The following is a 21,511-nucleotide window of genomic DNA, read 5'->3' as shown; positions in this document are numbered from 1 at the left end:
GAAAACTGCATTTCTCGGAATGACTCTACTTGAGCGTAGAGTTGTGGTGGAGTGTCGGCGAAAGAGCCGTCAGAGGTTGCTATCAACATCGCGTATATGAGTGATCTATACGATGGTCTGCGGGGTGTCGTTGCCATTTTTAGAGATCCCATAGCTGTCGCATCCGGAAACAACGTTCTGTCAGGTCTCTGGCAAGTGCACTTCATACATCAATTGTCATTGATCTGGTGCGCCCCTCGGCTACAGAGGGGCATTCTTCTCATAGCATAGAAGTCAAGTGCGATCTTGGTAGTGACGGCGGAGAAAAAATTACTGTAGTTGACAGGTAGGGCTTCCCGGTTGGACCATTTGACGACTGCACTATGGATGCATACTCCTGACCAAGCGCAGCGAAGACACTGTAGGACGTATTCAAACGAACCTTGAGGCGCAAGGCTTGTGGTGCCACGACTCGCTTCCCGATCCGCAGTTTGATGAGTTGATCGAACTGGATCTGGTGGCAATCGAGCCTAGTGTCGCCGCACCGCACCAGCTGCATCAGTGGCGCAAACTGACGGGCGCCGCGCCTTCCTTTCGCCAGGATATTCTGGGCGGGTGAGGAGGTTTGATTGTGCGTTCCTTGGACTGCGAAACCGAGTAATTCGAGCCTTCGTTTGGTCAGGCGTGACCTATGACGCGATATCTCTAGCGGCGATCACCAGTTGCACCAACACTGCCAACCCTAGCCAGAGGACCCAGGCCGGATTGCTCGCCAATAACGCAAGGCTTCGCGGTTTGCGCTGATAACCCTGGATCAAGTTATGCCGGGCGGCTTCCAGCCCCGCCAATGTGATGCGGCCCCTGCACTGCGTCTTTCCAGTCACTCAAGGACGACCTCAATTATCGATCCGGTACCTGTCACGAATGACAGACAGTAACTGACCCTAAGCGGTCGGTGGGGACAGGCAGAAACTAGCCGTTCTCTGCCGATCAAGGTTACAACGCGTGTTTGTCAAATCCGATGCAATCGCTGGTCAGGACGAATGCAAGTGACTGGTCAGGTCGAATGCAAACGGGTGGTCAAGTGGAGCGCAATTTAACACTATCTGTTGTTAGAGCTGTTTTTTTACTGCATTGACAAGGATGTATCGACTTGCAGCCGAAACTCCTCTCAGTCGGTTCAGCGCGACGTTGGATAATTGGGGTGTAAGAAATCATGTATTCAGCCATGGTAGCCCTTCACCATTGCCCCATAATGCATCCAAGTTTTTTCATCAGCGTGCGGGTGCCAATATCAGCACCCAGCACCAAAGGGATTTCCACTCATGTCGCAAACCTCCAACAACCTGGCCGCCTACATCTGGTCTTTGGCTGATCTTCTGCGTGGCGATTTTAAGCAGAGCCAGTACGGGCGGATCATTCTGCCGTTTACCCTTTTGCGGCGCTTGGAGTGCGTGTTAGAGGCCAGCAAGGCGGCGGTTTTGGCTGAGTACGACAAAATCCAGCAGCTTGGCGTATCTGAGGAGGCCCAAGAGAAACTGCTGCTGCGCGCCACCAAGCTGCCCGGCGCAACCGAGGGCTTGTCGTTTTTCAATACCTCGAAAATGGACATGTCCAAGCTCGGCGAGGCCGGCATCAAGGCCAACTTGGAGTCCTATCTGCAGGGTTTCTCCAAGGATGCACGGGAGATTTTTGAGCACTTTAAGTTCACCGAATTCCTTGGCCAGCTCAACGACGCCAACTTGCTCTACAAGTTTGTGCAGCGGGTACGCCAGACCGACTTAAGCCCGACTGCGGTGTCCAACCACGACATGGGCCTGGTGTTTGAAGAGTTGATTCGTCGCTTTGCTGAAGGCTCGAATGAAACCGCCGGCGAGCACTTTACCCCGCGTGACATTGTGAGGCTCACCACTTCCCTGGTGTTTATGGAAGACGATGATGCCCTGACCAAACCCGGCATCATTCGCACCATTTACGACCCCACGGCCGGCACCGGTGGCTTTCTCTCCTCGGGCATGGAGTACGTGCACGAGCTCAACCCGCAGGCCGTGATGCGCGCCTATGGTCAGGAGCTCAACCCCGAGAGTTACGCCATCTGCAAAGCCGACATGCTGATCAAGGGGCAGGACGTCAGCAACATCAAGCTCGGCAACACCCTGTCCAACGACCAGCTGTACGCCACCGAGTTTGACTACATGCTCTCCAACCCTCCGTTTGGCGTGGACTGGAAGAAGATCGAGCAAGAGATCAGCACCGAACACACTGAAAAAGGCTTCAACGGCCGTTTCGGCGCGGGGTTGCCACGGGTTAGCGATGGCTCCTTGTTGTTCCTGCTGCACCTGATTAGTAAGCTGCGCGACGGTTCCATGGGAGGCGGGCGGATTGGCATAATCCTCAATGGCTCACCGTTGTTTACTGGCGGCGCCGGCTCGGGTGAGTCGGAAATCCGTCGCCATATTCTCGAAGCCGATTTGCTCGAAGCCATAGTCGCGCTGCCCACCGACATGTTCTACAACACGGGCATCTCCACCTATGTGTGGGTGCTGTCGAACAAAAAAGCCGCTGAACGTAAAGGCAAGGTACAGCTGATTAATGGCGTCAACCTGTGCGGCAAAATGCGCAAATCCCTCGGCTCCAAGCGCAATGAAATGGCTGAGGAGGACATAGCCACCATCATTCGCGCCTTCGGCAGCTTTGCCGCTATAGATGCCTACGCGCTGGACAAACAAGCCGCACAAAAAAGCAGTCGCGGTCGCCAAGCCGCCAACCCGAAAGCCGAGGTGGCCAAGACCTTCGCCAGCAAAATCTTCAGCAGCCATGAGTTTGGCTACCGGCGCATCAGCATCGAGCGGCCGTTGCGGCTGTCTTGGCAGTTCAGTGACGCGCGCGTGGCCGAGCTCCGTTTCGCCCCCGGCGCCCTCAACGCTGCCATGCGTTGGGTCTACCAAGAGTTCAGCGCGCTGGAAGGCGAGTGCTGGAACGACGGCGACAGCTGCAAGCGCTATGGCGAGTTGAACGCCCATGAAGAGGCGATCCGCCGTTACTGCAAACTGCACTTCGCAGAGCTAAAAGAGAAACACCTGAAAGAGCTGCTCGCCCGTCGCACCTGGCTGGAACAAAAGAGCTTATTAGTGAAAGCCCAGCAGCTTCAGGCCAGTATCGGCAGCGAGCAGCATGACGACTTCAACAGCTTTGATGACGCCCTCAAGGCCGCCTGTAAGCAAAAAGGCATGCTTCTGGACGCCAAAGACAAAAAGCAACTGACCGATGCCATGAGCTGGAAAAACCCAACCGCCGCTAAGGTCATTAAAAAGCTGCACAAAACCCCAGCTAACCCGCTGTATGGCTTGTTTGCGGTTAATGGCGAGGTCCAGGAATACCAAACCGATAGCGAGCTGCGCGACAACGAAAACGTCGCCCTCGACCCAAGCCAAACGGTTAATGCCAGCAACGAGGCCTACTTCCTTAAAGAAGTGCAGCCCCATGTGCCAGATGCTTGGATAGATGCCAGCAAGAAGGATGCTAAGGATCAGCAAGTCGGCATCGTCGGTTATGAAATCCCCTTTAACCGGCATTTCTACCAGTACCAACCGCCACGAGATTTGCTTGAGATCGATGCGGATTTGGATGCAGTGAGCGCTGAGATTATGGCCTTGCTGCAAGAGGTGCATTCGTAATGGCGGGGCGATATAAGCCGTATCCTGAGTATAAGGATTCTGTGGTTGAGTGGTTGCGTGAAATTCCGGTGTCCTGGGATGTTAGCAAGCTACGTTATATGTTTTCTTTTGGTAAGGGGTTAACTATTACTAAAGAAAACTTGCTAGATGAAGGGGTGCCATGTGTGAACTATGGCGAGGTCCATTCAAAATATTCTTTTGAGCTGGATCCTTCTGTTCATCCACTGAAGTGTGTTAGTGAAAATTATTTGATTTCATCGCCAAATGCTCTGTTATCAATGGGGGACTTTGTTTTTGCAGATACTTCAGAGGATATTGATGGCTCGGGGAATTTCACCCAGCTAACTACCGATAAGATTGTATTTTCTGGATATCACACCATTATTGCTCGCCCAGTAGATAGACAATGCAGCCGTTTCTATGCATATCTCTTCGATTCGCGTGAGTTCAGGACTCAAATTAGGCACGCGGTTAAAGGCGTAAAGGTTTTTAGCGTTACTCAGGCTATTTTGCGAGGCATTGATATTTGGCTTCCTACGCTTGATGAGCGAACAATAATCGCCGCTTTCCTCGATCATGAAACCGCCAAAATAGACACCCTGATCGAAAAGCAACAACAGTTTATCCAACTGCTAAACGAAAAACGTCAGGCTGTAATTAGCCATGCCGTCACCAAAGGCTTAAATACCAGCGCCAAGATGCGGGAGTCGGGTGTTTTAAGTATCGGGCTAATGCCAGAGCATTGGACGCTAAAGTCGCTCTCTTTGGCATCCAAAAAGTTGGCTGTTGGTTTGGCAATGTCAGTAACGGACTGTTATGAAGAAGAAGGTGTTCCAATTATTAGAAATCAAAATATCAAGGAAGGGTACTTTGATGGGAGTGACATGCTGTATTTAAATCCAGTTTTTGCTGAGGCGCAGGCTTCAAAAAAAGTAAAGGCTGGGGATGTTGTAATTGTTAGGACGGGTTCTAATGTTGGGTTGGCTTGCTGTGTTCCGGATGAGTATGATCAATGCCATACGTTTACAACATTAATCGTTACTCCTTCTGATGAGCTGGCAAAAGAATACTTCACGTACTGCATGAATTCTGCTTACGGAAAAGCAGAAGTCAACAGATTAAAGTTTGGCTTTGGCAAAGATAATCTTAATGTTGGTGAACTCCGAGCTATGCACGCATTGCTGCCTGGCGTTAATGAACAAAAGGAAATAGTTTCTTATCTAGAGCAAGAAGTCACCAAGATTGAGTTAATGGTTAAGAAAGCGCATATCGCAATCGAGTTGATGCAAGAGCGCCGCACCGCCCTAATCTCCGCCGCCGTCACCGGTAAAATCGACGTAAGAGACTGGGTCGCGCCACAAACAAGTCAGACCAACAAGGAAGTTGCCGCATGAGTGCATTGGGTGGCGGTAAGGCCAACGAGCTGACGTTTCAGAACGACATGCTTAAACACTTGCTAGCTAACGGCTGGCTGCTGGGCAAGGCGTGGGCAACGTGAACGGCGCAGATGCGGTAACTGTTGACACACAGACGCTGGACGAATTAATCCAGCGCCCCTTGGCCATCCCCGAGTACCAACGCCGCTATCGTTGGGGGCCAGAGCAGGTGGCGTTGTTGTTGGCGGACATCGAACAGCAGTTCAAACCCGCCGAAGCAGACAAGCCTGATGCTTCGCCAGCGCCGCTGTTTCTCGGCACGCTGATCCTGCATCAAGAAACAGATGAAACTACGGCTACTAAGGATTATTTGGTCGATGGCCAGCAGCGTTGCCTAACCCTGGTGTTGCTGCTGCATGCGTTGGGGCAGAGTGAGCCAGCAGTCGAAAAATTGCTGCAAGCGCAGTTTACCGACAGCCAGTCGCAGCAGAGCTTGGCGTCTAACTTTGCGCACATTAAGCGTTACCTGTCGACTGAGCCCGGCATCAGGCTGCAAGCCGGCAAGCAAGAGCTACTGAAGAAGCTGCAATTTGTGGTGATTAGCATCACTTCGATTGACCAAGCCTTTGCCTTTTTCGATAGCCAAAACACCTCCGGAAAACGCCTCAGCGACTTTGACCTGCTTAAGGCCCGGCACTTGCGTGCGGTGGTTTCAGACGCCAGCGTGGGCGTTGGTTGCTCGCATCTGTGGGAGGCTTATGAGCAGCAAAAGGTCAGTAACGGCCAGCGCCTGGCGTATTTTTTGACCGAGCAAATTCTGGCGCGCACACGCATTCGCCAACGCGGGAAAAAAGTTGACGACTTGCTACTGGTCAAGGAGTTCGCGGTACAACTGCCCAAGCCTGATCTGAAGTCCACCGTTTGCAGCCCCAAGACCATTCAACTTTCGCCACCCACGGCGGTGAGTTTTTATCGCGACTGGGAGGTGGGTTATGAGGCTAAAGGCGGGTTTGATGCGTTCACATTCACCACACAAGTGAATGTGCAGGGCAAACAGATTGCCGTGGAAGAGCGCAACCTCACGCGTTTGCCGCTTCAGCTGAATCAACCGCTATTGGGTGGCGAGCAGTTCTTTTTTTATATTGGTAAATACACCGAGCTGTATAAGCAGTATTTCCCGCTGGATATTACTGCGTACGAGCAAAAAACCGTCGAATCGACAGAGCCCACCACAGAACACGGGCGCTTACTGCAACTGCATCGCCTAGTTGAACAAGGACAAGGAGCTGGCTATGCACTGCTAATTGAAATATGGCTGGCGATGTTGGTGTTCTATCTGGATCGCTTTGCTGAGGACGAGCGCTTTGCCGCCTTTGCTGCGCTGGCCGATCAATACGTGTTCAGTCTGCGCATTAGCGAAGCCCCATTGTTCCGCAGTACCGTAGAAAATCACTTTTCTGAAAGGCATGTTTTTGCTGACTTGCTGCAGTGCCCGTCCTCGCTGCAGGCCTTAGCTTTGATAAAAAAGCTGAGTGGCAAGCAGGCTCAAGTGCTGGAGCAGTTTGGCCCCGAAAAAGTGATAAAAACCCAAAAGCGCCCCGTAATACATCGGTATATCAAAACGTTCAAAAACCACTACTCAGCAGGTAAGGGTGCACATGCAGAGCATCGCAGCGCACTCGCCACAGTTCTGCACAGTACGTTTTTCAAGGATGAACACCATGCCTAGCCTCGCTCATGAACTGACGGCAAATAAGTACAGTGCAGAGCGCATTGTCAATGGCGGCAGCGATAACAATATTCCTGCGCTAGACAAGCCTTTCTTGATCCCGATCTACCAGCGTCTGTACACCTGGGAAGCGCAGCACGTCGACTGTTTACTCACCGATTTATGGGAGGCTGGCCAGCAACAGGCGGCGGCTGAGTACTTTATTGGCGCTGTGGTCGTTAGCCCTAAGCCTGACGACGGCAGCCTGGAACTGATCGACGGCCAGCAGCGCATGACCACCTTATGGCTGATTGCCTCAGTGCTCGTGAATGCGTGTGAGCTAAGTGATGAGTCAAAACAGCAGTGGCAAGCGTTTATGGCGGTTGGCGGGGCTCCCCGCCTAGACTTTTCTGGTCGTGAGCAAGATAAAGCTGCGTTAGCAGGCTTTATGAGCGGTTGGCAATGTGGCTGTGGCTCCCCATCGTGCAGCGCTGAGTGTAATGGGTGGCTAAAGAATGAGGCGATGATTGTTGCCCGCAGAACCATCACCAACTTCATCAAAAAGCTCGCCAAGCAGCCGCAAGTTGGGCATGAGCCGACAGCGGCTTCAGAGTTGCAGGCATTCAGTGGCTATTTATGGTCCAAGGCCACCTTCGTTATTAGCCAGCTGCACAGTAAAACCGACAAAAATCGGTTCTTCGACAGTATGAACAGTCGCGGTGTGCAGTTGGAAAAGCATGAAATTCTCAAGGCGCGCTTGCTCAACGGTATGCCAGAAAGCGAGCGGCAGGTATACGCCTGGGCGTGGGACCTGTGCGCCGATATCAATGGTTATGTGAAAGGCAGCGTGCAGGCCGATCTCGGCTTTGGACGAGGCGCTAACAATATCGACACACCTCGATTGAGTGAAGTACATGCCAAGACGGTGGGGGCTAAGGGAGCTACCGAAGACTCGGGGCTGACGCTAGCGGCCATACTCGATGGCAAAGGTTCAAAAACCAATACGGCCAGCGCTGATGGCAAGGTGATCGTTAAGCATAAAAGTCTGGTCACCTTTCCGGTGTTTTTGCTGCATGTTCTGCGCGTATTTAGCGCTGAGGTCAGCCCCTCCAGTGCGCATGAGGATGTTTCTGTCGATCATAAAAAACTGATTGCGGAGTTTGATAAGCACTTTCGCGCGGGGCTCAAGGACAAGCAGCAGTGCAAAGCCTTTATCCATTGCCTGCTGCGCTGTCGCCTGCTTATGGACAACTTTATGATTAAGGGCCACGTGGATGAGGGCAGTAATGCAGCGGTACACTGGGAGATCACCTCGCGGCTGCCAAGCAAGCCGCAAGGCAAACAAAGTAAAGAGCGAACTCCGCGTACAGGGCCATTGTGGGACTCGATCAGCATGCTGCAAAGCATGATGTATTTCAGCCAGGACCTCACCCGCGCACCCTGGCTGACGCAAGCGCTTAAAGATTTGTACAAGCCAGAGGCAGGGCTTGCTGATGCTGGCGAAATGCTCAAAGCGTTAAAGCAGCAAGACGCACACTATGCAAAAACAACGCTTAAAGATAAGGCCTTGCATGAGGTTCTGGGTGTAGCTGATCAGGCTAAACCTGCAGCACCAGTTAGCGGGATAGGCACGGATACCCCGAACTATTGGTTTTACAAGCTTGAGTATTTGCTGTGGGAGAAGTGGTTTAACTCCGAGGATTCTGACGATAAAGCATCGAAGCCAGCGCTGTTGAATAGCAGGCCCACTATCTTCCGCATGCGCCACGTGACCTCGGTCGAACACGTAAGCCCGCAAAGCCAGAAAAACGGCAAAATTACGCAGTTGGATCGCTTTGGCAACCTGGCCTTGCTGTCTGTTAGCGAGAACTCAAGTTACAGCGATAAAGACCCCATTGAGAAAAGGGGCGCGTTTGAGGCGAGCCTTGCGCGCGGCATTATTCAGTCGTTGAAGCTGGCGGATATATTTTCATCTGGCGGTGACTGGAGCGATACCGCCATGGAAGCGCATGAGGTAGCCATGATGACTATTTTGCTTGCTGCACATCCTGAACAGCCGCAAGGAGTGGTGCAATGAGCAAAGCCGGCGAACTGACCTTTCAAAACGACATGCTTAAACACTTGCTCGCCAACGGCTGGCTGCTGGGCAAGGCCGAGCACTACAACCGTGAGTTGGCCCTGTACCCAGAAGACTTGCTGGGTTTTGTTAAAGAAACCCAGCATGAGCAGTGGCATAAATTCTGCGCGTTGTACCCCAGTAACCCCGAGCAGCACTTTCTGGAGCGGGTCGCCAGCCAGCTGAATAAAACCGACCCGAATGCCGCCAGTAAAGACATGCGCACTTACGGCACGCTGGGCGTGTTGCGCCATGAGCTGCGGCATCGCGGTACGCGCTTTAGCCTGTGTCAGTTTAAGCCCGAGCATGATCTGAACCCGGATACCTTGGCGCGCTACGCCCAGAATCGCTGCCGGGTGGTGCCGGAGGTGGTGTATTCACCTTGGGCCAGCCAAGAGCACTTAGAACTGACTGGCAGCAAAGCCAAAGCCTTGCGGATTGACTTGGTGTTGTTTGTTAACGGCTTGCCGGTGGCCACGCTTGAGCTGAAGTCCGAATTTAAACAGGCCGTACAGAACGCCATTAAGCAGTACAAAACCACCCGTTTTGCCATCGACCCCATCACCAAAAAGCCCGAGCCGCTGATGACTTTTAAACGCGGTGCGCTGGTGCATTTTGCCGTCAGCCAGTACGAGGTCTATATGGCCACCCGGCTGGAGGGCGCGGCTACTTACTTCTTGCCGTTTAACAAAGGCACCACGGCGGGCGGTGCCGGTAACGATGTACCGGTCGACCTCAATCAGTACGCCACCGATTACCTGTGGAACGAGGTGTTGCTGCCCAGCAACTTGCTGGCGATTCTCGGCCACTTTGTGCACCTGCAAATCGAAGAGAAAGAAGACTGGGAAGGCCGTAAGTACAAAAAAGAAAGCCTGATTTTCCCGCGTTACCACCAGTGGGATGTGGTGAATAAACTGGTTGACGCGGCGCGCAGCGAAGGCCCAGGGCATAAGTACCTGATCCAGCACAGCGCAGGGTCGGGTAAGTCCAACTCTATTGCGTGGGTAGCCCACCAGCTGTCGTCGATCTACAACGCGCAGGGCAGCAAGCAGTTCAACTCGGTAATCGTGGTGACCGACCGCACCGTGCTGGATGACCAACTGCAAGACACCATCAATCAGTTTGAACACGTCGATGGCGCGGTGGGGCGAATCAATAACAAGGAGGGTGACGGCTCGAAATCGGAGAAGCTCGCCAGCGCGTTGGAAAACTCCCAGCCGATTATTATCGTCACCATCCAGACCTTTCCGTACGTGCTGCGCGCCATCGAGAACAGCGTCAGCCTGAAAACCCGCAGCTACGCGATCATTGCCGACGAAGCCCACTCCTCGCAAACCGGCTCGACCGCACGGCAGCTGAAAGAAGTACTGATGATCGAGGCCAGGGCCGATGGTGAAGATGAACTCAGCTCGGAGGACATTCTCGATGCCTCCGTTGCCTCACGCAAAGCCTCGAAAAATCTCAGCTACTTTGCCTTCACCGCCACGCCAAAAACCAAGACGTTGGAGTTGTTTGGCCGCTTGCCCAAGCCTGCTGAACAACCGTCGAAGACCAACAAGCCCGAGGCCTACCATGTGTACAGCATGCGTCAGGCCATCGAAGAGGGCTTTATTCTCGATGTGCTGAAGAACTACACCAACTACAAAGTGGCCTACAACCTGGCGCAAAAAATCGATAAGGCCGATCAGGAGGTCGAAAGCAAAAAGGCCAAGGTCAAGCTCAACCAGTGGGTGCGCCTGCACGAGTACAACATCGCGCAAAAGGTGCAGGTGATTGTTGAGCACTTTCGCAGCAACGTCATGGGCCTGCTGGGCGGGCAAGCCAAGGCCATGGTGGTCACCAGCTCACGCAAAGAGGCGGTGCGCTACAAGCTGTGTTTCGACAAATACATCGTCGAGCAGGGCTACCAGAAGATCCATGCCATGGTGGCGTTCTCCGGCGAGGTGGAATTCGTTGAGAAAGACCCCAACTCAGTGGCGCTGCTGGGCAACAAATACACCGAGAGCAACATGAACCCCAATCTCAAAGGCCGCGACATGCGCAAAGCCTTTGATAGCGACGATTATCAAGTGATGATCGTCGCCAACAAGTTTCAGACCGGCTTCGACCAGCCCAAGCTCTGCGCCATGTACGTCGACAAAAAGCTCGGCGGCGTCGAATGTGTGCAAACCCTGTCTCGTTTGAATCGTACTTATCCTGGCAAGGCTGAAGTTGGCACCTTCATTCTGGATTTCTTCAACGAGCCGCAGGAAATTCTCGACTCGTTTCAGCCGTATTTTCAGACGGCAGAGCTGGCTGATGTGTCCAATCCCGACTTGATCTTCGACCTGTTCGAGAAGCTCAACGCGGCGGGCATTTATAAGTCGAGCGAGGTTGAGCAGTTCTGCGCGGCCTTCTTCGTCAAAAACAAAAGCAATGCGGCGATTGCCAATATTTGTAAGCCAGCAGTGGAGCGCTGGACGAGAAGCTACAAGCTGGCGGTTGAGGCTTATGCGCACTCGAAAGAGATTTTTGCGCGGATTAAAAAAACCAACGACGCGGTGTTGATCGCCAACGCAGAAAACGACTTGAAGGAGTGCAAGCAAGCCAAGGACGCCCTGGACATCTTCAAAAAGGATCTGGGCACCTTCGTGCGCTTTTATGAGTTCATGTCGCAGATCGTCGATTACGACGATAAACAGCTGGAAAAGCTCAGCCTATATGCGCGCAACCTCAGCCCAATGCTGCGCGAAAGCGCGGTGGATGAGGATGATATTGACCTGGACAGCATCGTGCTCAGCCATTACCGAGTGTCGAAAATACGCCAGCAAGACCTCAAGCTAAAAGAAGACGCGCCCGACTACAAATTGGTGCCCGGCGAGGGGCTTGGCTCCGCCACTGCCAAAGACAAAAAAGAAGAGCTGCTCTCGCAGATAATCGAACGGCTCAACGAGCTGTTTATCACCGATGAACTGACCAACAAAGATATGGTGAATTACGCCTACACCATCCGCGACAAGGTCAGTGAAAACCACTTGGTCATGCAGCAACTGGCCAACAATACGGCTGAGCAAGCGCTGCTGGGTAACTTTGCCAACGCGGTCGATGACGCGATCATGGACAGCGGCGATGCCCACCAGAACCAGATGATGCAGCTGCTATCTGACCCGAGTAAGGCCCACAAATTTGCGCGGGTAGTGTTTGATTTGCTCAAGCTGGCGGAGTGATGGATCTTTGCGCTTTCGCGTAGAGGCGACGGACCAGCACCCGTTGATAGCCAGTTGCGTGTTTCACTACGAGTTTGAGTTTATTCACCCCTTTGCCTATGGCAATGGGCGCATGGGTATCGCAGCCACCGCTACAGATAGCACTGCCCAGAGAGTACTCAAAATCAAGCGAAGAACAGAAGGAAAGAAACCGCGCGGTTGACCTCGACTCTGGTGATGAAGCGGGTCATTCAAGATAGGCCGCTATCTTTGCGATTGGCGCGGTAAGTCTTCTGATTTTTTCAGGATTTTTTGAGGCTCGGGTATGGCTGCTTTTGGCCGATTCTGTTGAAAAAGTGGGCGATGGTTTCCACGGCAGAAAAGTACGCGCTAGAGATTGAAATCTTTACTTTGAGCAGAGGATTTCGGGTTCAGATTTCGCGTAAAGCGCGCAAAAAAGGCGTTTTCACCGGTCAGTATGCGGACAGTCTGGTAGGACCGATTTTTTTCAACAGACTCTTCCGTTTTTAGCCCTTCGCAGCAGTCAGCGATCGGCCCTTCCGTGTCGGTCGTTACTGCGGCGCCGGTTGGTCAAGTGGAATGCACTTTCCTCCACCGTCAAAGAGTCCCATTTTTCCCGCACATTACATTGGGACTCGCTCATGAAGGAGTGGCCGCGGGGCGTTAGATGATGCCTATAACTGCCGTAGTCGCATGATGGCGTCCGTGATGCCTTGAGCATTCGTGTCAAGTGTTTCCATGGCCTCAATTGCGTTATCGGCGGCACTCCCCACTCCGTTCTCAGAGAGCCACTTGGTCACCTCTTCAATAGCCGCACAAATGGCGTGCTGATTGTACAGGAGCAGTGTGAGAGCGTCGGCTGTGGCTATGTTGGCTTCAGAGTTATTTGGCATGGTTCATCCTTGAGTACTGGTGCGGGAATACTAGCTTAGCTCGCCGCTGGCTGGAGCCACTTCTCCAGATCCGCTAACACCTGGGTAACGGCACTGACGTGACCAACCATTTGCAAACGACCTTAACAGCCATTTGAACGGGATTTGACTCGCACGTTTAGCAAACATGACCGGCAGTGAACGGCCAAAATCGGTCCCTAATTGTCTCAGGCCATCCGTCGATTGGGGGCGATTCCCGGCAAACCAGCCCTTCAAAAAAATCCCAATTCGATGCGACGCAGATGCCTTCGATTCTATCCATCTCTAGCGCTGTACGTTGTCCGTGACGCATTGGTAATTCATTGTTGATGAAGCGCGACCTGCCCCTACGCGTTGAGTTCAAAGTGAAGACTCGGCGGGTATCTCAAGGCGACTCGCTTAGCCTACATTTTCTTAGGATGATCGATTGCGTTGCCGTAAACCATGCCCGTGACCAATTGGCAATCACTCAGGCGCCATGAGCACCGCAAGACTCCATGTTGATTAACTCCTTATTCTTGCTGATCGTGTCCAAAGTATTACGGACGTTATCGGTGGCCTCCGAAGATTCACGGTGCTCAACCCAATTGGCCAGTTCCATGATGGCGGCTTCAAGGGCAAACTGATTTTCATTGATCTTGAAAAGCAACGATGGATGCAGGTCTGAATTTGGCATCGATTTTCCTCCATGAAACCTGATCCGTTCTGATATTAGGGGGCATATTTGTCGTGTGCGGTGTCAGATGAAGAGGGATGTTGCACAACGTGCTGCAGAGGCTCAGCAAATCAGCGGAGATCGACCACTCTGGGGTCGTTCTGTTTGGCTTTGAGAAGCTGATTTTCGGACATCAGTACTTCGTTGAGAGAGGCGAGGCGAGCGACCTTAACGCGTAGTTCCTCGACCTCCTGACGCAGCACCCGGTTTTTCTCTCGCTCGGTAAGTAAATATTGGTGCTTCACATCGCGCTGAGCGCGGCTGGAGCGTCCCTGAGCTTCACGGATGGCCTCGGCGATATGCGGATAGTGGTTATGGATCAATGCCGCCGAAACACCCGCTTCGCGTGCTACAGCTGCGATAGTGACCTTCTTTTCGCCTGTCTTAGTCCGGCCGCGCTCGATGCGGTGGAGCGCGAGCTGTAGTTCCTTTTCGCGGGTGTCGGAGGACTTGCGTTTGATAATCATGCCGTGTTGCTCTCCGGGTCATAGCCAAGTTGCATGAATACGTCGCGGCAGCGCGCCAGGTCTCGCAAAACACGAACTTGACCGATGTCGCCTATATCTCTGCACTCCAGCAATTCTTTGAGGTTGCTGTAGAGCTGACGATAGATGCCAAGATGATCGGGACTGATGACGGCGTTTATACAATCACCGCATCGCGTACGTTCTAATGTGTTGCCGACGCAGCCATGATTATCGGCAGTGCACCAAGCGTGTCCGTTGCTGCGGATCGCGGTGCTCTCGGCAATTGAGACCATCATCGTTTGATGATCCTTGAATATGGCAAGATTCGCTGGATTGCGCTGCCATCGTTTGAGCGAACGACCGTAGCCGCCAGCCAGCGAATCGTTACCGAGCCAGCCCTCTACAGTGCCGAGTTTGATATCTTCTAATTCCGCCTCAATGTCGTCGTACAGCTCTAAATCAAGGTGATTACCCCATCTCTCATCCATGGCATAGCTGAGAGCCATGTCCATACTCCAATGTGCGAAATGTTCACGCAGATAGCGCAAATCACCAAACCGGCTGTGGGCAACGTAGTTAGCAAACTTGCGACGGAACTGATGGCTAGCAATGGACCAATTCAGTCCCGCACTCTTGGCGAATGCCTTGAGAGAGATATTCCAAAATGACGTCGACAGGGTTCGAATTTGGTTGCCTTTCTTAGAGTCCATGCCTAGAAAAAGCGCATGACGATGCTTCTGCGCCTGAGCGATTTCCGGATCTAGCGGGTTTATTCTACGTCTTACTGCGATCTCGTCGGCGATCATGGCTTGATAGGGTTGCGCCCAGCGCGCCATTAAACGTAGTGCTCGCACCGCGGCCTCAGGGACCATCCAATCACGCACCCCGGCATCAGTTTTCTCCGACTTCGAACGCATCCAGTGAAAGATGAGGTTTTCATCGTCCTCAGTCCGGTGGTGCGAACCCGATTGAATGTTACCCAACTCGTGGTTGCGGCAACCTGAGGTGCTAGCTATTACAACATAGCAGGCGGTGCGCAGACTAATTAACGAGTGACTGAATGATTCCAATCCCTCCTCCCAGCCGAGAGCAATAAGACAACATTTTTTTTTAAATCTGATTTGGTCGTAAGAAGCGCCCTTTAACTCAGTTTCGACATCATGAAGAGCATCGCGCAGATCGAGTAGAGTTTTACCCTGTAGAACCTGCTGGTAAGCTTTCTCGAACAATGTGCAAAATACTGCATCCGGTATTAATGGCGTCTTGTCTCTCTGTTTATGAGGTGAGCCGCTGCCTGTTAACCCGGCCATGGCTTTAGACGAAGTACCGGGCCAGGGTTGCATTGGAAGCGGGTCGTGAGTGTGCTGGCTCAACTCGTAGAGTGCTTCGACGCTTTTTAATCGGCATAACAGGCTAGATTGCGAGAGTGGCTTGCCTTTGATTTGGCGTATGTCCTTACACTCGGCGGCGTAATTTGTGAAAATAATGGGAGTAACTTCACCGAAAGTAGTGATTTTGAGTGCGTGTAAGTGTCGCAAGAAGGCCAGTGTAGAATCAAAAAAGCTGTTGAGAGTCGCGCCTTTCGGCCTTCGCTGGCCTGCCCGGCCGCGGCGTAAATAGCGATACACAACTGCTTTCATTGCACTCCTAAATGGTGCTGGAACGCGTTGGAAATCTAGGCGTCTGCGATAGTCAGGGCAGATGGTTGGCATGCCGTCAAGCTGCCAGTGGTCATCGGCGTAGCGACTGAGAATAACCCAATGTCCTTCGACTTGGATGGCGTTAATAATAATTGCATCGCGCTCGCTCGAAGGGAGTTCGCGCACGTCCACCGGTTGTGATTGGACAACCGTCCAAAGAAGACTGGCTGCATTGTTATCACTCATGTGAAAACCTCCAGAGACGACACCAAGTCGGATGACCAAAATGGATGCGGCTCGCTACGAGCATGCTCGCGAGCGGCATTGACGTCCGCTAGCTTGAAGACCCCTCGTCGCAGCCCCTCAGCCACGATGTAGTCATCAATCAATCGGGGAATGTGGGCATACTCTCGCGCCCAGCGGCGCGTATCCATTCGCGATCTCTCGGCATACACGCGGTAATAGAAACTGAATAGCTTGTTCAAGTCGCAGCCTGTCACCGCGTAATGTCGACAGCGTACACAGTTGATGAAATTGATACAGGTAGCGCCTTCTCTCTTGGGGGCGTATTGGCCGTTCACTGGGTCGCTACAGCGCCCCATCGGGGTCGTGTGATAAGTCGCGCCGATTGTGCTATTCAGCAATTCTTCAACAAGGACTTCCCCCATAAACCGCCAGTTGCGCTTGGCATCCTCGCCCGGCATCAAATAGTTTCGCCCGGCTATCTGTGGCGAGTTGCCCAGGGCAATGGCTGTAGTTGCTAGATCACCATCCAAAAGCTCGATTACTCTATTCGCGAAAGTCTTACGCAGACGCGAAATATTGAGGCGTAACGGTTGTCCATCGCTGTCAGTGAGCCCATAGTCATCTACAAGCTTTCGAATAGCACCTCGCAGTTGATTTTCAGACAGTGCTTTTACTTGACCTTTTTCATGACGGGCACGTGATCGATACAGCCACACACGTGTCTGAATGTCATCTGGAGCCTCCATGCATATAAGCTCAGAGTGAGCGATTACACGTCTGATTAGGAGCTCGATATTGGTTTTTATGGTGGGCGTAGATTCCAGCAGGCGCTCATGGGGACTGTTGGCACGTAGAATGACTTTGCTAGTGTTGTGTCCGCGCCGCTTCCACAAAACCAAAAACGTGCTGTTATCCTTGGGGTGGTTTTGTAAGCAATCGCGTTCCATTTCAAGCAAGGGAGTGGTATTCCTCCCTGTATGTAGAGCCACGATGAGTAGAGCATAACTTACGAGCTCGCTTGTCAGCGGAATATCGTCTTGCCAGATTGGCAAAACCGCCAGTTTGACCGCTGTTGCAAATGCTTGACGCTGCACCTTTGGCAGTGGAACCTCGCCCTTAGCCTGGCGGTTACTGTTCGGAAATGGGTTGCTTGGGAACGTGGCGGCATCACCCGAGGCGACCAAGGTGAAGAACCCCCGCCGGCCGAGAGCTTGGAGCACAGACTTCATGCCGGCGTAGCGCAACCTCTGAGTGTTAATGCTGACTCCTTGTCCAGCGAGGTGGCCGAGAAAACCGTCAATAAGGTCGCGGTCTATGTCGATGAGAGACAATTCGCGCTGGAATGCAGTTGCACGTAGCACTAGGTAGTCGAGGAATTCGCGCAGACTCGTATTACAGTATCCGGCCACTGTACTGACTTCGATCTCAGAGTCTTGCCCAGCTAAAAAACGCTCGATTTGTTTCTGGCAGGCATAGGTGATCGAATCAATGCCTGCACAGTACCAGTGTGAAAAGTCGAAAAATCGCATCCTGGTGGCATTTCGCCCGAATGCGACTCTGGTGATGGGCGGCGGGATGACCTGTGGAAGTGCTACTGTATTTCCTTTTTGATCAATGCCACGCTTGACCTCCGGAATGCTGAGATCAGTCTTGACGTAGACTTTGCGCTTTCCCATTAGACCGACTCTACGCCGTCATTAAGCTCGTTGTCGTAGATCAGCACCGCATTATCGGCCAACTCGTTGATCAGATGCAGGTATATCATTGTAGTTTGGATCGAGTCATGGCCTAGCTGCCGCTGCAAGAACACCAGCGGGTCTATGCTGGTACGATTTCGCTGGAGTGCAAGTAAAGTGTGGGTGGCATAGGTGTGGCGCAGCATATGAGGGTAGACCTTGATCCCGACCGTCTTGCCGATATTGCTGACGATGCGCCCGATTCCCTTTCCATCATTAGCAAAAGGCTCACCAAATTGATTGAGAAACAGCTGCGTATGTTTTTCAGAGCTTAGACTCCCACGCTCACCGCGAATTTGAACCACATAGCGCTGTAAATCGGAGAAAAAGCGGCGACTGAGATAGATATCACGCATTTTTCCGCCCTTCGTGAGCATGCCATTACCATCGTAGGGATCGAGGCGAATCCGAATGTTGCGTTCGCATCTTTCGGATTTGTCGGGGTTTAAAAGGTAGGCTAGGGGGAATGAGGCGATTTCTTCACGGCGCAATCCAGTCTGCAGCCCAAACCGGATCATCATCCGGTGATGCGAGTTTTCCGCGGCCCCTAACAGTTCCTTGACTTCGTCCATGCTTAGGAACTTCGGTAGAGTTTTATGCTTACGAGGCAGGATGTCGTTTACCAATGCCTTGCCACCGCTTGCCTCTAGGTGAGCTAGAAAGCCAATCTCACGTTTAACAGTTCGCTCTTCATAGTTAAATGGCAGCCTACTGACCCATCCTTGCGTTTTTGCGTATTCATAAAACTTACAGATGTAGTGCAGCCTTTGTCGGATAGTTGTTACTGCTAATCCGCATTTGTCTTTGGAGTAGTCTCGATAGGCTGCAACAAGGCTCTTAGCCTCGCCCCGATCAACGTCTGTCCAGTCAAGGTCATGCGCCTGTAGGAAACTAAAGAAGTCGTATAGTGCACGACCAATACTCGGCCAAGACTTCTTAGAACCGATGGCGCCTCGAAGTAAGTAATGACGAACGAAATCATTTGCGGGAACACAACTCTCCATTGTGTCCCAAAGCAAGATTGGGAACCCTGGGTATGGGCGCCCAGCTATCATCAGGTCCTTTGTAGCCCAAACAAGCTCCATAACAGCCTCCGAATCTGATAAATCTCTATCTCATTGAGTGTGCAGGCAAAAGGCCATCGATTCCGATTCACGTCTGATGCGGTGTAACTCATTGTTGGAAAACTAGTCCATTGCTAACGTTTATCAAGCCCCAGAACATGGAACATGCACCTTGCATCAGCCAGATCGCCTCGTTGCTGGCTGACCCAAAGCGCAGCGCAATGATGTGGGCTTTGATGGATGGCACGGCGCGACAATCCGAGGAGCTGGCATTGCTGGCCGGCGTGTCACCGTCTTCGGCCAGTGCACACCTGGGGCGTCTGTCCGCCGGTGGCCTGTTGAAAGTCGACATTCGCGGCCGCAAGCGGTTCTTTCGGCTTGCCGCACCCGAAGTCGCTGCTGCCATAGAGGCATTGGCCAGTGCGACGATTGCCAGTACGCCACGGGACATCCCGGATATTTTCAAACGCAATACACCCCTCACCAAGACTCAGGCAGCGCCTTCGCCCTTGTTGCGCGCCAGGCTGTGCAACGATCATTTGGGCGGCACCTTGGCCGCCGACCTCTACCAGCGACTGCTGAATGCGGGCTGGATCGAACAGTTCGATCAGCGGGTGTCCATCACTCACAAGGGCGCCACGCAACTGGCGAATCGCGGAGTGTTCGTCCAGGCGCTGGCAAACAGCACCAGCCGAGCCGCCTGCGCTTGTCCTGACTGGAGCGAACGACGTCCGCACATGGGCGGTTCACTGGGCGCGGCGTTGCTGCAACTGTTCATGCAGTCTGGCTGGGTGAGTGTGCCCAATGATTCGCCGGCCGTGCAAATCACCGCTGCGGGGCAGCGGGAAATTCATCGTTTTGCCAAGGAGACCGAGTTGCAAGTGGTGCCTTGACGTGAGCGGCGTCGGGGGGACTGTAGGAGCCGGCTTGCTGGCGAAGGCGGCGTGTCAGGCGACATCAAAGTCGACTGTGATGGCCTCTTCGCTGGCAAGCCAGCTCCTACAGGGGGTTGCGGTGAACGTTATGGTTTGACCAGGCGCGCGTCCAGGCTGTTCTGCGCCAAGCGTCGGGCCTGATCCTGGGTCATGCCCAGATCGGTATACAGCGCGTGGAAGTTCTCGGTCACATACCCACCAAAGTACGCCGGGTCATCCGAGTTCACGGTCACTTTCACGCCGCGTTCCAGCATGTCGAGAATGTTGTGTTGGGACATGTGGTCGAACACGCAAAGCTTGGTGTTCGACAACGGGCACACGGTCAACGGAATCTGCTCGTCGATGATCCGCTGCATCAAACGCTCGTCTTCGATGGCGCGCACACCATGGTCGATGCGCTGGATCTTCAGCAGGTCCAGAGCTTCCCAGATGTACTCCGGCGGACCTTCTTCACCGGCGTGGGCGACGGTCAGGAAACCTTCGTGGCGGGCCCGATCGAACACGCGCTGGAATTTGCTCGGCGGATGACCCATTTCCGAACTGTCCAGGCCAACGGCAACAAACGCATCACGGAACGGCAGCGCCTGGTCGAGGGTTTTCTCTGCTTGCTCTTCGCTCAAGTGGCGCAGGAAGCTCAGGATCAAACCGCTGGTGATGCCCAGTTGCTGCTCGCCGTCCTTGAGCGCGCTGGCGATGCCGTTGAGCACCACTTCGAACGGCACGCCACGGTCGGTGTGGGTCTGCGGGTCGAAGAACGGTTCGGTGTGAATCACGTTCTGCGCCTTGCACCGCAACAGATAGGCCCAGGTCAGGTCGTAGAAATCCTGGGAGGTGCGCAACACGTCGGCGCCCTGGTAATACAGGTCGAGAAACTCTTGCAGATTGTTGAAGGCGTACGCCTTGCGCAGGGTTTCGACATCGCTCCAGGGCAGGGCAATCTTGTTGCGTTCGGCGAGGGCGAACAGCAGCTCAGGTTCCAGCGAGCCTTCCAGGTGCAGGTGCAGTTCTGCCTTGGGCAGGGCGTTCAGCCAGTCGTACATAGTCTTTTCTCATCAGGTGCAGATGGCGAGCATTCTACAGATGCTCGTGGAAACAATTGGCAAAACCTGACCAGGCGGTTCATCGCAACACCGCCTGTATCCGCCGATAGGCGCAGGTATCGGCGAAGCACGAAACCGCGTGACGGCCTTCGCCGGCAAGCCGGTCTCGCTCCCACAACTGTAGCGCAGTCCCTGGGGGAGCGAGCCCGCTCGCGAGGAGGCCCTAAAGTCCAATAAAAGTGCAGGGCCCGGCGCAGTTGCCAGCCACGGGTGCGCTAAGGTGTAACGAAACGTTAGCGCCGCCCCGCAGTCAGTAGCTCACCCCACTGATTTCGCCTCACCCGGCAAAAAGGCCCGCAATGCTCACACTCATCAAGCAAGAAAAGTTTCTGCTGCTGGCCCTGATCGCCGCCTTCGTCGCCTATCCGCTGGAGCACTGGATGTTGCACAGCGGCCAGCCCATCGCGCTGACCGCCGGCCTGGTGCTGGTCGCTTTCATTGTCATCGCCTCCATGCGCGTCGCCCATCACGCCGAACTCCTCGCCGAAAAAGTCGGCGATCCCTACGGCACGATGATCCTGACCCTGGCCGCGGTACTGGTGGAAGTGGTGATCCTGGCGATCATGATGAGCAATGAAGCGTCGCCGACCCTGGTGCGCGATACGATTTATTCAGCGGTGATTTTGTAGACAGTG

Annotated in this window: 13 protein-coding genes and 3 pseudogenes; 9 read left to right on the top strand and 7 right to left on the bottom strand. The window is 53.4% G+C overall.

The features are described from left to right. The first annotated feature begins 436 nt into the window (after window positions 1-436). From F8N96_RS35565 to F8N96_RS35940, 7 genes and pseudogenes are all read left to right on the top strand, one after another. Window positions 437-598 carry a hypothetical protein gene (locus tag F8N96_RS35565; protein WP_263596465.1) on the top strand — a complete coding sequence of 54 codons (162 nt, stop codon included), beginning with the start codon at window positions 437-439 and terminating at the stop codon, window positions 596-598. Window positions 599-1,304: 706 nt separating this feature from the next. Beyond that, window positions 1,305-3,656, top strand: coding sequence for a type I restriction-modification system subunit M (locus F8N96_RS30080; RefSeq protein WP_150800886.1), 2,352 nt, complete (start codon window positions 1,305-1,307; stop codon window positions 3,654-3,656). Between the two features lie 41 nt (window positions 3,657-3,697). Beyond that, window positions 3,698-5,050 carry a restriction endonuclease subunit S gene (locus tag F8N96_RS30075; RefSeq protein ID WP_224794144.1) on the top strand — a complete coding sequence of 451 codons (1,353 nt, stop codon included), beginning with the start codon at window positions 3,698-3,700 and terminating at the stop codon, window positions 5,048-5,050. A gap of 100 nt (window positions 5,051-5,150) precedes the next feature. Beyond that, window positions 5,151-6,761: a DUF262 domain-containing protein gene (locus tag F8N96_RS30070; RefSeq protein WP_191635392.1), complete on the top strand. Its 1,611-nt coding sequence runs from the start codon at window positions 5,151-5,153 to the stop codon at window positions 6,759-6,761. Then, complete coding sequence (locus F8N96_RS30065) at window positions 6,754-8,817, top strand: DUF262 domain-containing protein (protein ID WP_191635391.1); 2,064 nt, start codon at window positions 6,754-6,756, stop codon at window positions 8,815-8,817. Before F8N96_RS30070 ends, F8N96_RS30065 begins: the two co-directional genes overlap by 8 nt. After that, window positions 8,814-12,062 (top strand): type I restriction endonuclease subunit R, encoded by a 3,249-nt coding sequence (locus F8N96_RS30060; RefSeq protein ID WP_150800882.1) that lies wholly within the window; start codon window positions 8,814-8,816, stop codon window positions 12,060-12,062. Before F8N96_RS30065 ends, F8N96_RS30060 begins: the two co-directional genes overlap by 4 nt. Before the next feature lie 28 nt (window positions 12,063-12,090). Next, window positions 12,091-12,264: pseudogene (locus tag F8N96_RS35940) on the top strand (Fic family protein); the annotation flags it as partial. Window positions 12,265-12,736: 472 nt separating this feature from the next. On the opposite strand, the gene F8N96_RS30045 reads toward F8N96_RS35940, so the two are convergent. The 6 genes and pseudogenes from F8N96_RS30045 to F8N96_RS30020 form a co-directional block, all read right to left on the bottom strand. After that, window positions 12,737-12,955 (bottom strand): hypothetical protein, encoded by a 219-nt coding sequence (locus tag F8N96_RS30045; protein WP_150800880.1) that lies wholly within the window; start codon window positions 12,953-12,955, stop codon window positions 12,737-12,739. A gap of 483 nt (window positions 12,956-13,438) precedes the next feature. Continuing rightward, a pseudogene (locus F8N96_RS30040) lies at window positions 13,439-13,649 on the bottom strand (hypothetical protein). Between the two features lie 110 nt (window positions 13,650-13,759). Then, window positions 13,760-14,155, bottom strand: coding sequence for a TetR family transcriptional regulator (locus tag F8N96_RS30035; RefSeq protein ID WP_150800879.1), 396 nt, complete (start codon window positions 14,153-14,155; stop codon window positions 13,760-13,762). Beyond that, entirely contained in the window at window positions 14,152-16,041 is a 1,890-nt protein-coding gene (locus tag F8N96_RS30030; RefSeq protein WP_150800878.1) for an integrase, read from the bottom strand. Before F8N96_RS30030 ends, F8N96_RS30035 begins: the two co-directional genes overlap by 4 nt. Then, the gene (locus F8N96_RS30025; RefSeq protein ID WP_150800877.1) at window positions 16,038-17,717 is read right to left on the bottom strand and encodes a hypothetical protein; all 1,680 of its coding nucleotides are present in this window, start codon (window positions 17,715-17,717) and stop codon (window positions 16,038-16,040) included. Before F8N96_RS30025 ends, F8N96_RS30030 begins: the two co-directional genes overlap by 4 nt. Next, window positions 17,717-18,862: a tyrosine-type recombinase/integrase gene (locus tag F8N96_RS30020; RefSeq protein ID WP_150800876.1), complete on the bottom strand. Its 1,146-nt coding sequence runs from the start codon at window positions 18,860-18,862 to the stop codon at window positions 17,717-17,719. Before F8N96_RS30020 ends, F8N96_RS30025 begins: the two co-directional genes overlap by 1 nt. A 137-nt stretch (window positions 18,863-18,999) precedes the next feature. Between F8N96_RS30020 and F8N96_RS30015 the strand changes: the two genes are divergently transcribed. Then, on the top strand, window positions 19,000-19,734 hold the full coding sequence (locus F8N96_RS30015) for an ArsR/SmtB family transcription factor (protein WP_150800875.1): 735 nt from the start codon (window positions 19,000-19,002) through the stop codon (window positions 19,732-19,734). Window positions 19,735-19,862: 128 nt separating this feature from the next. On the opposite strand, the gene F8N96_RS30010 is transcribed toward F8N96_RS30015, so the two are convergent. Next, a complete protein-coding gene (locus tag F8N96_RS30010) occupies window positions 19,863-20,816 on the bottom strand; it encodes an adenosine deaminase (protein WP_064679941.1) in 954 nt (317 codons plus the stop codon). A gap of 359 nt (window positions 20,817-21,175) precedes the next feature. Between F8N96_RS30010 and F8N96_RS30005 the strand changes: the two are divergent. After that, a pseudogene (locus F8N96_RS30005) lies at window positions 21,176-21,502 on the top strand (calcium:proton antiporter); the annotation flags it as partial. Between the last annotated feature and the right edge of the window lie 9 nt (window positions 21,503-21,511).

Source organism: Pseudomonas fluorescens (genome assembly GCF_902497855.1).
GTDB classification, from domain to species: Bacteria; Pseudomonadota; Gammaproteobacteria; order Pseudomonadales; family Pseudomonadaceae; genus Aquipseudomonas; species Aquipseudomonas fluorescens_BI.
This window is presented reverse-complemented; position numbering and strand designations above follow the sequence as displayed.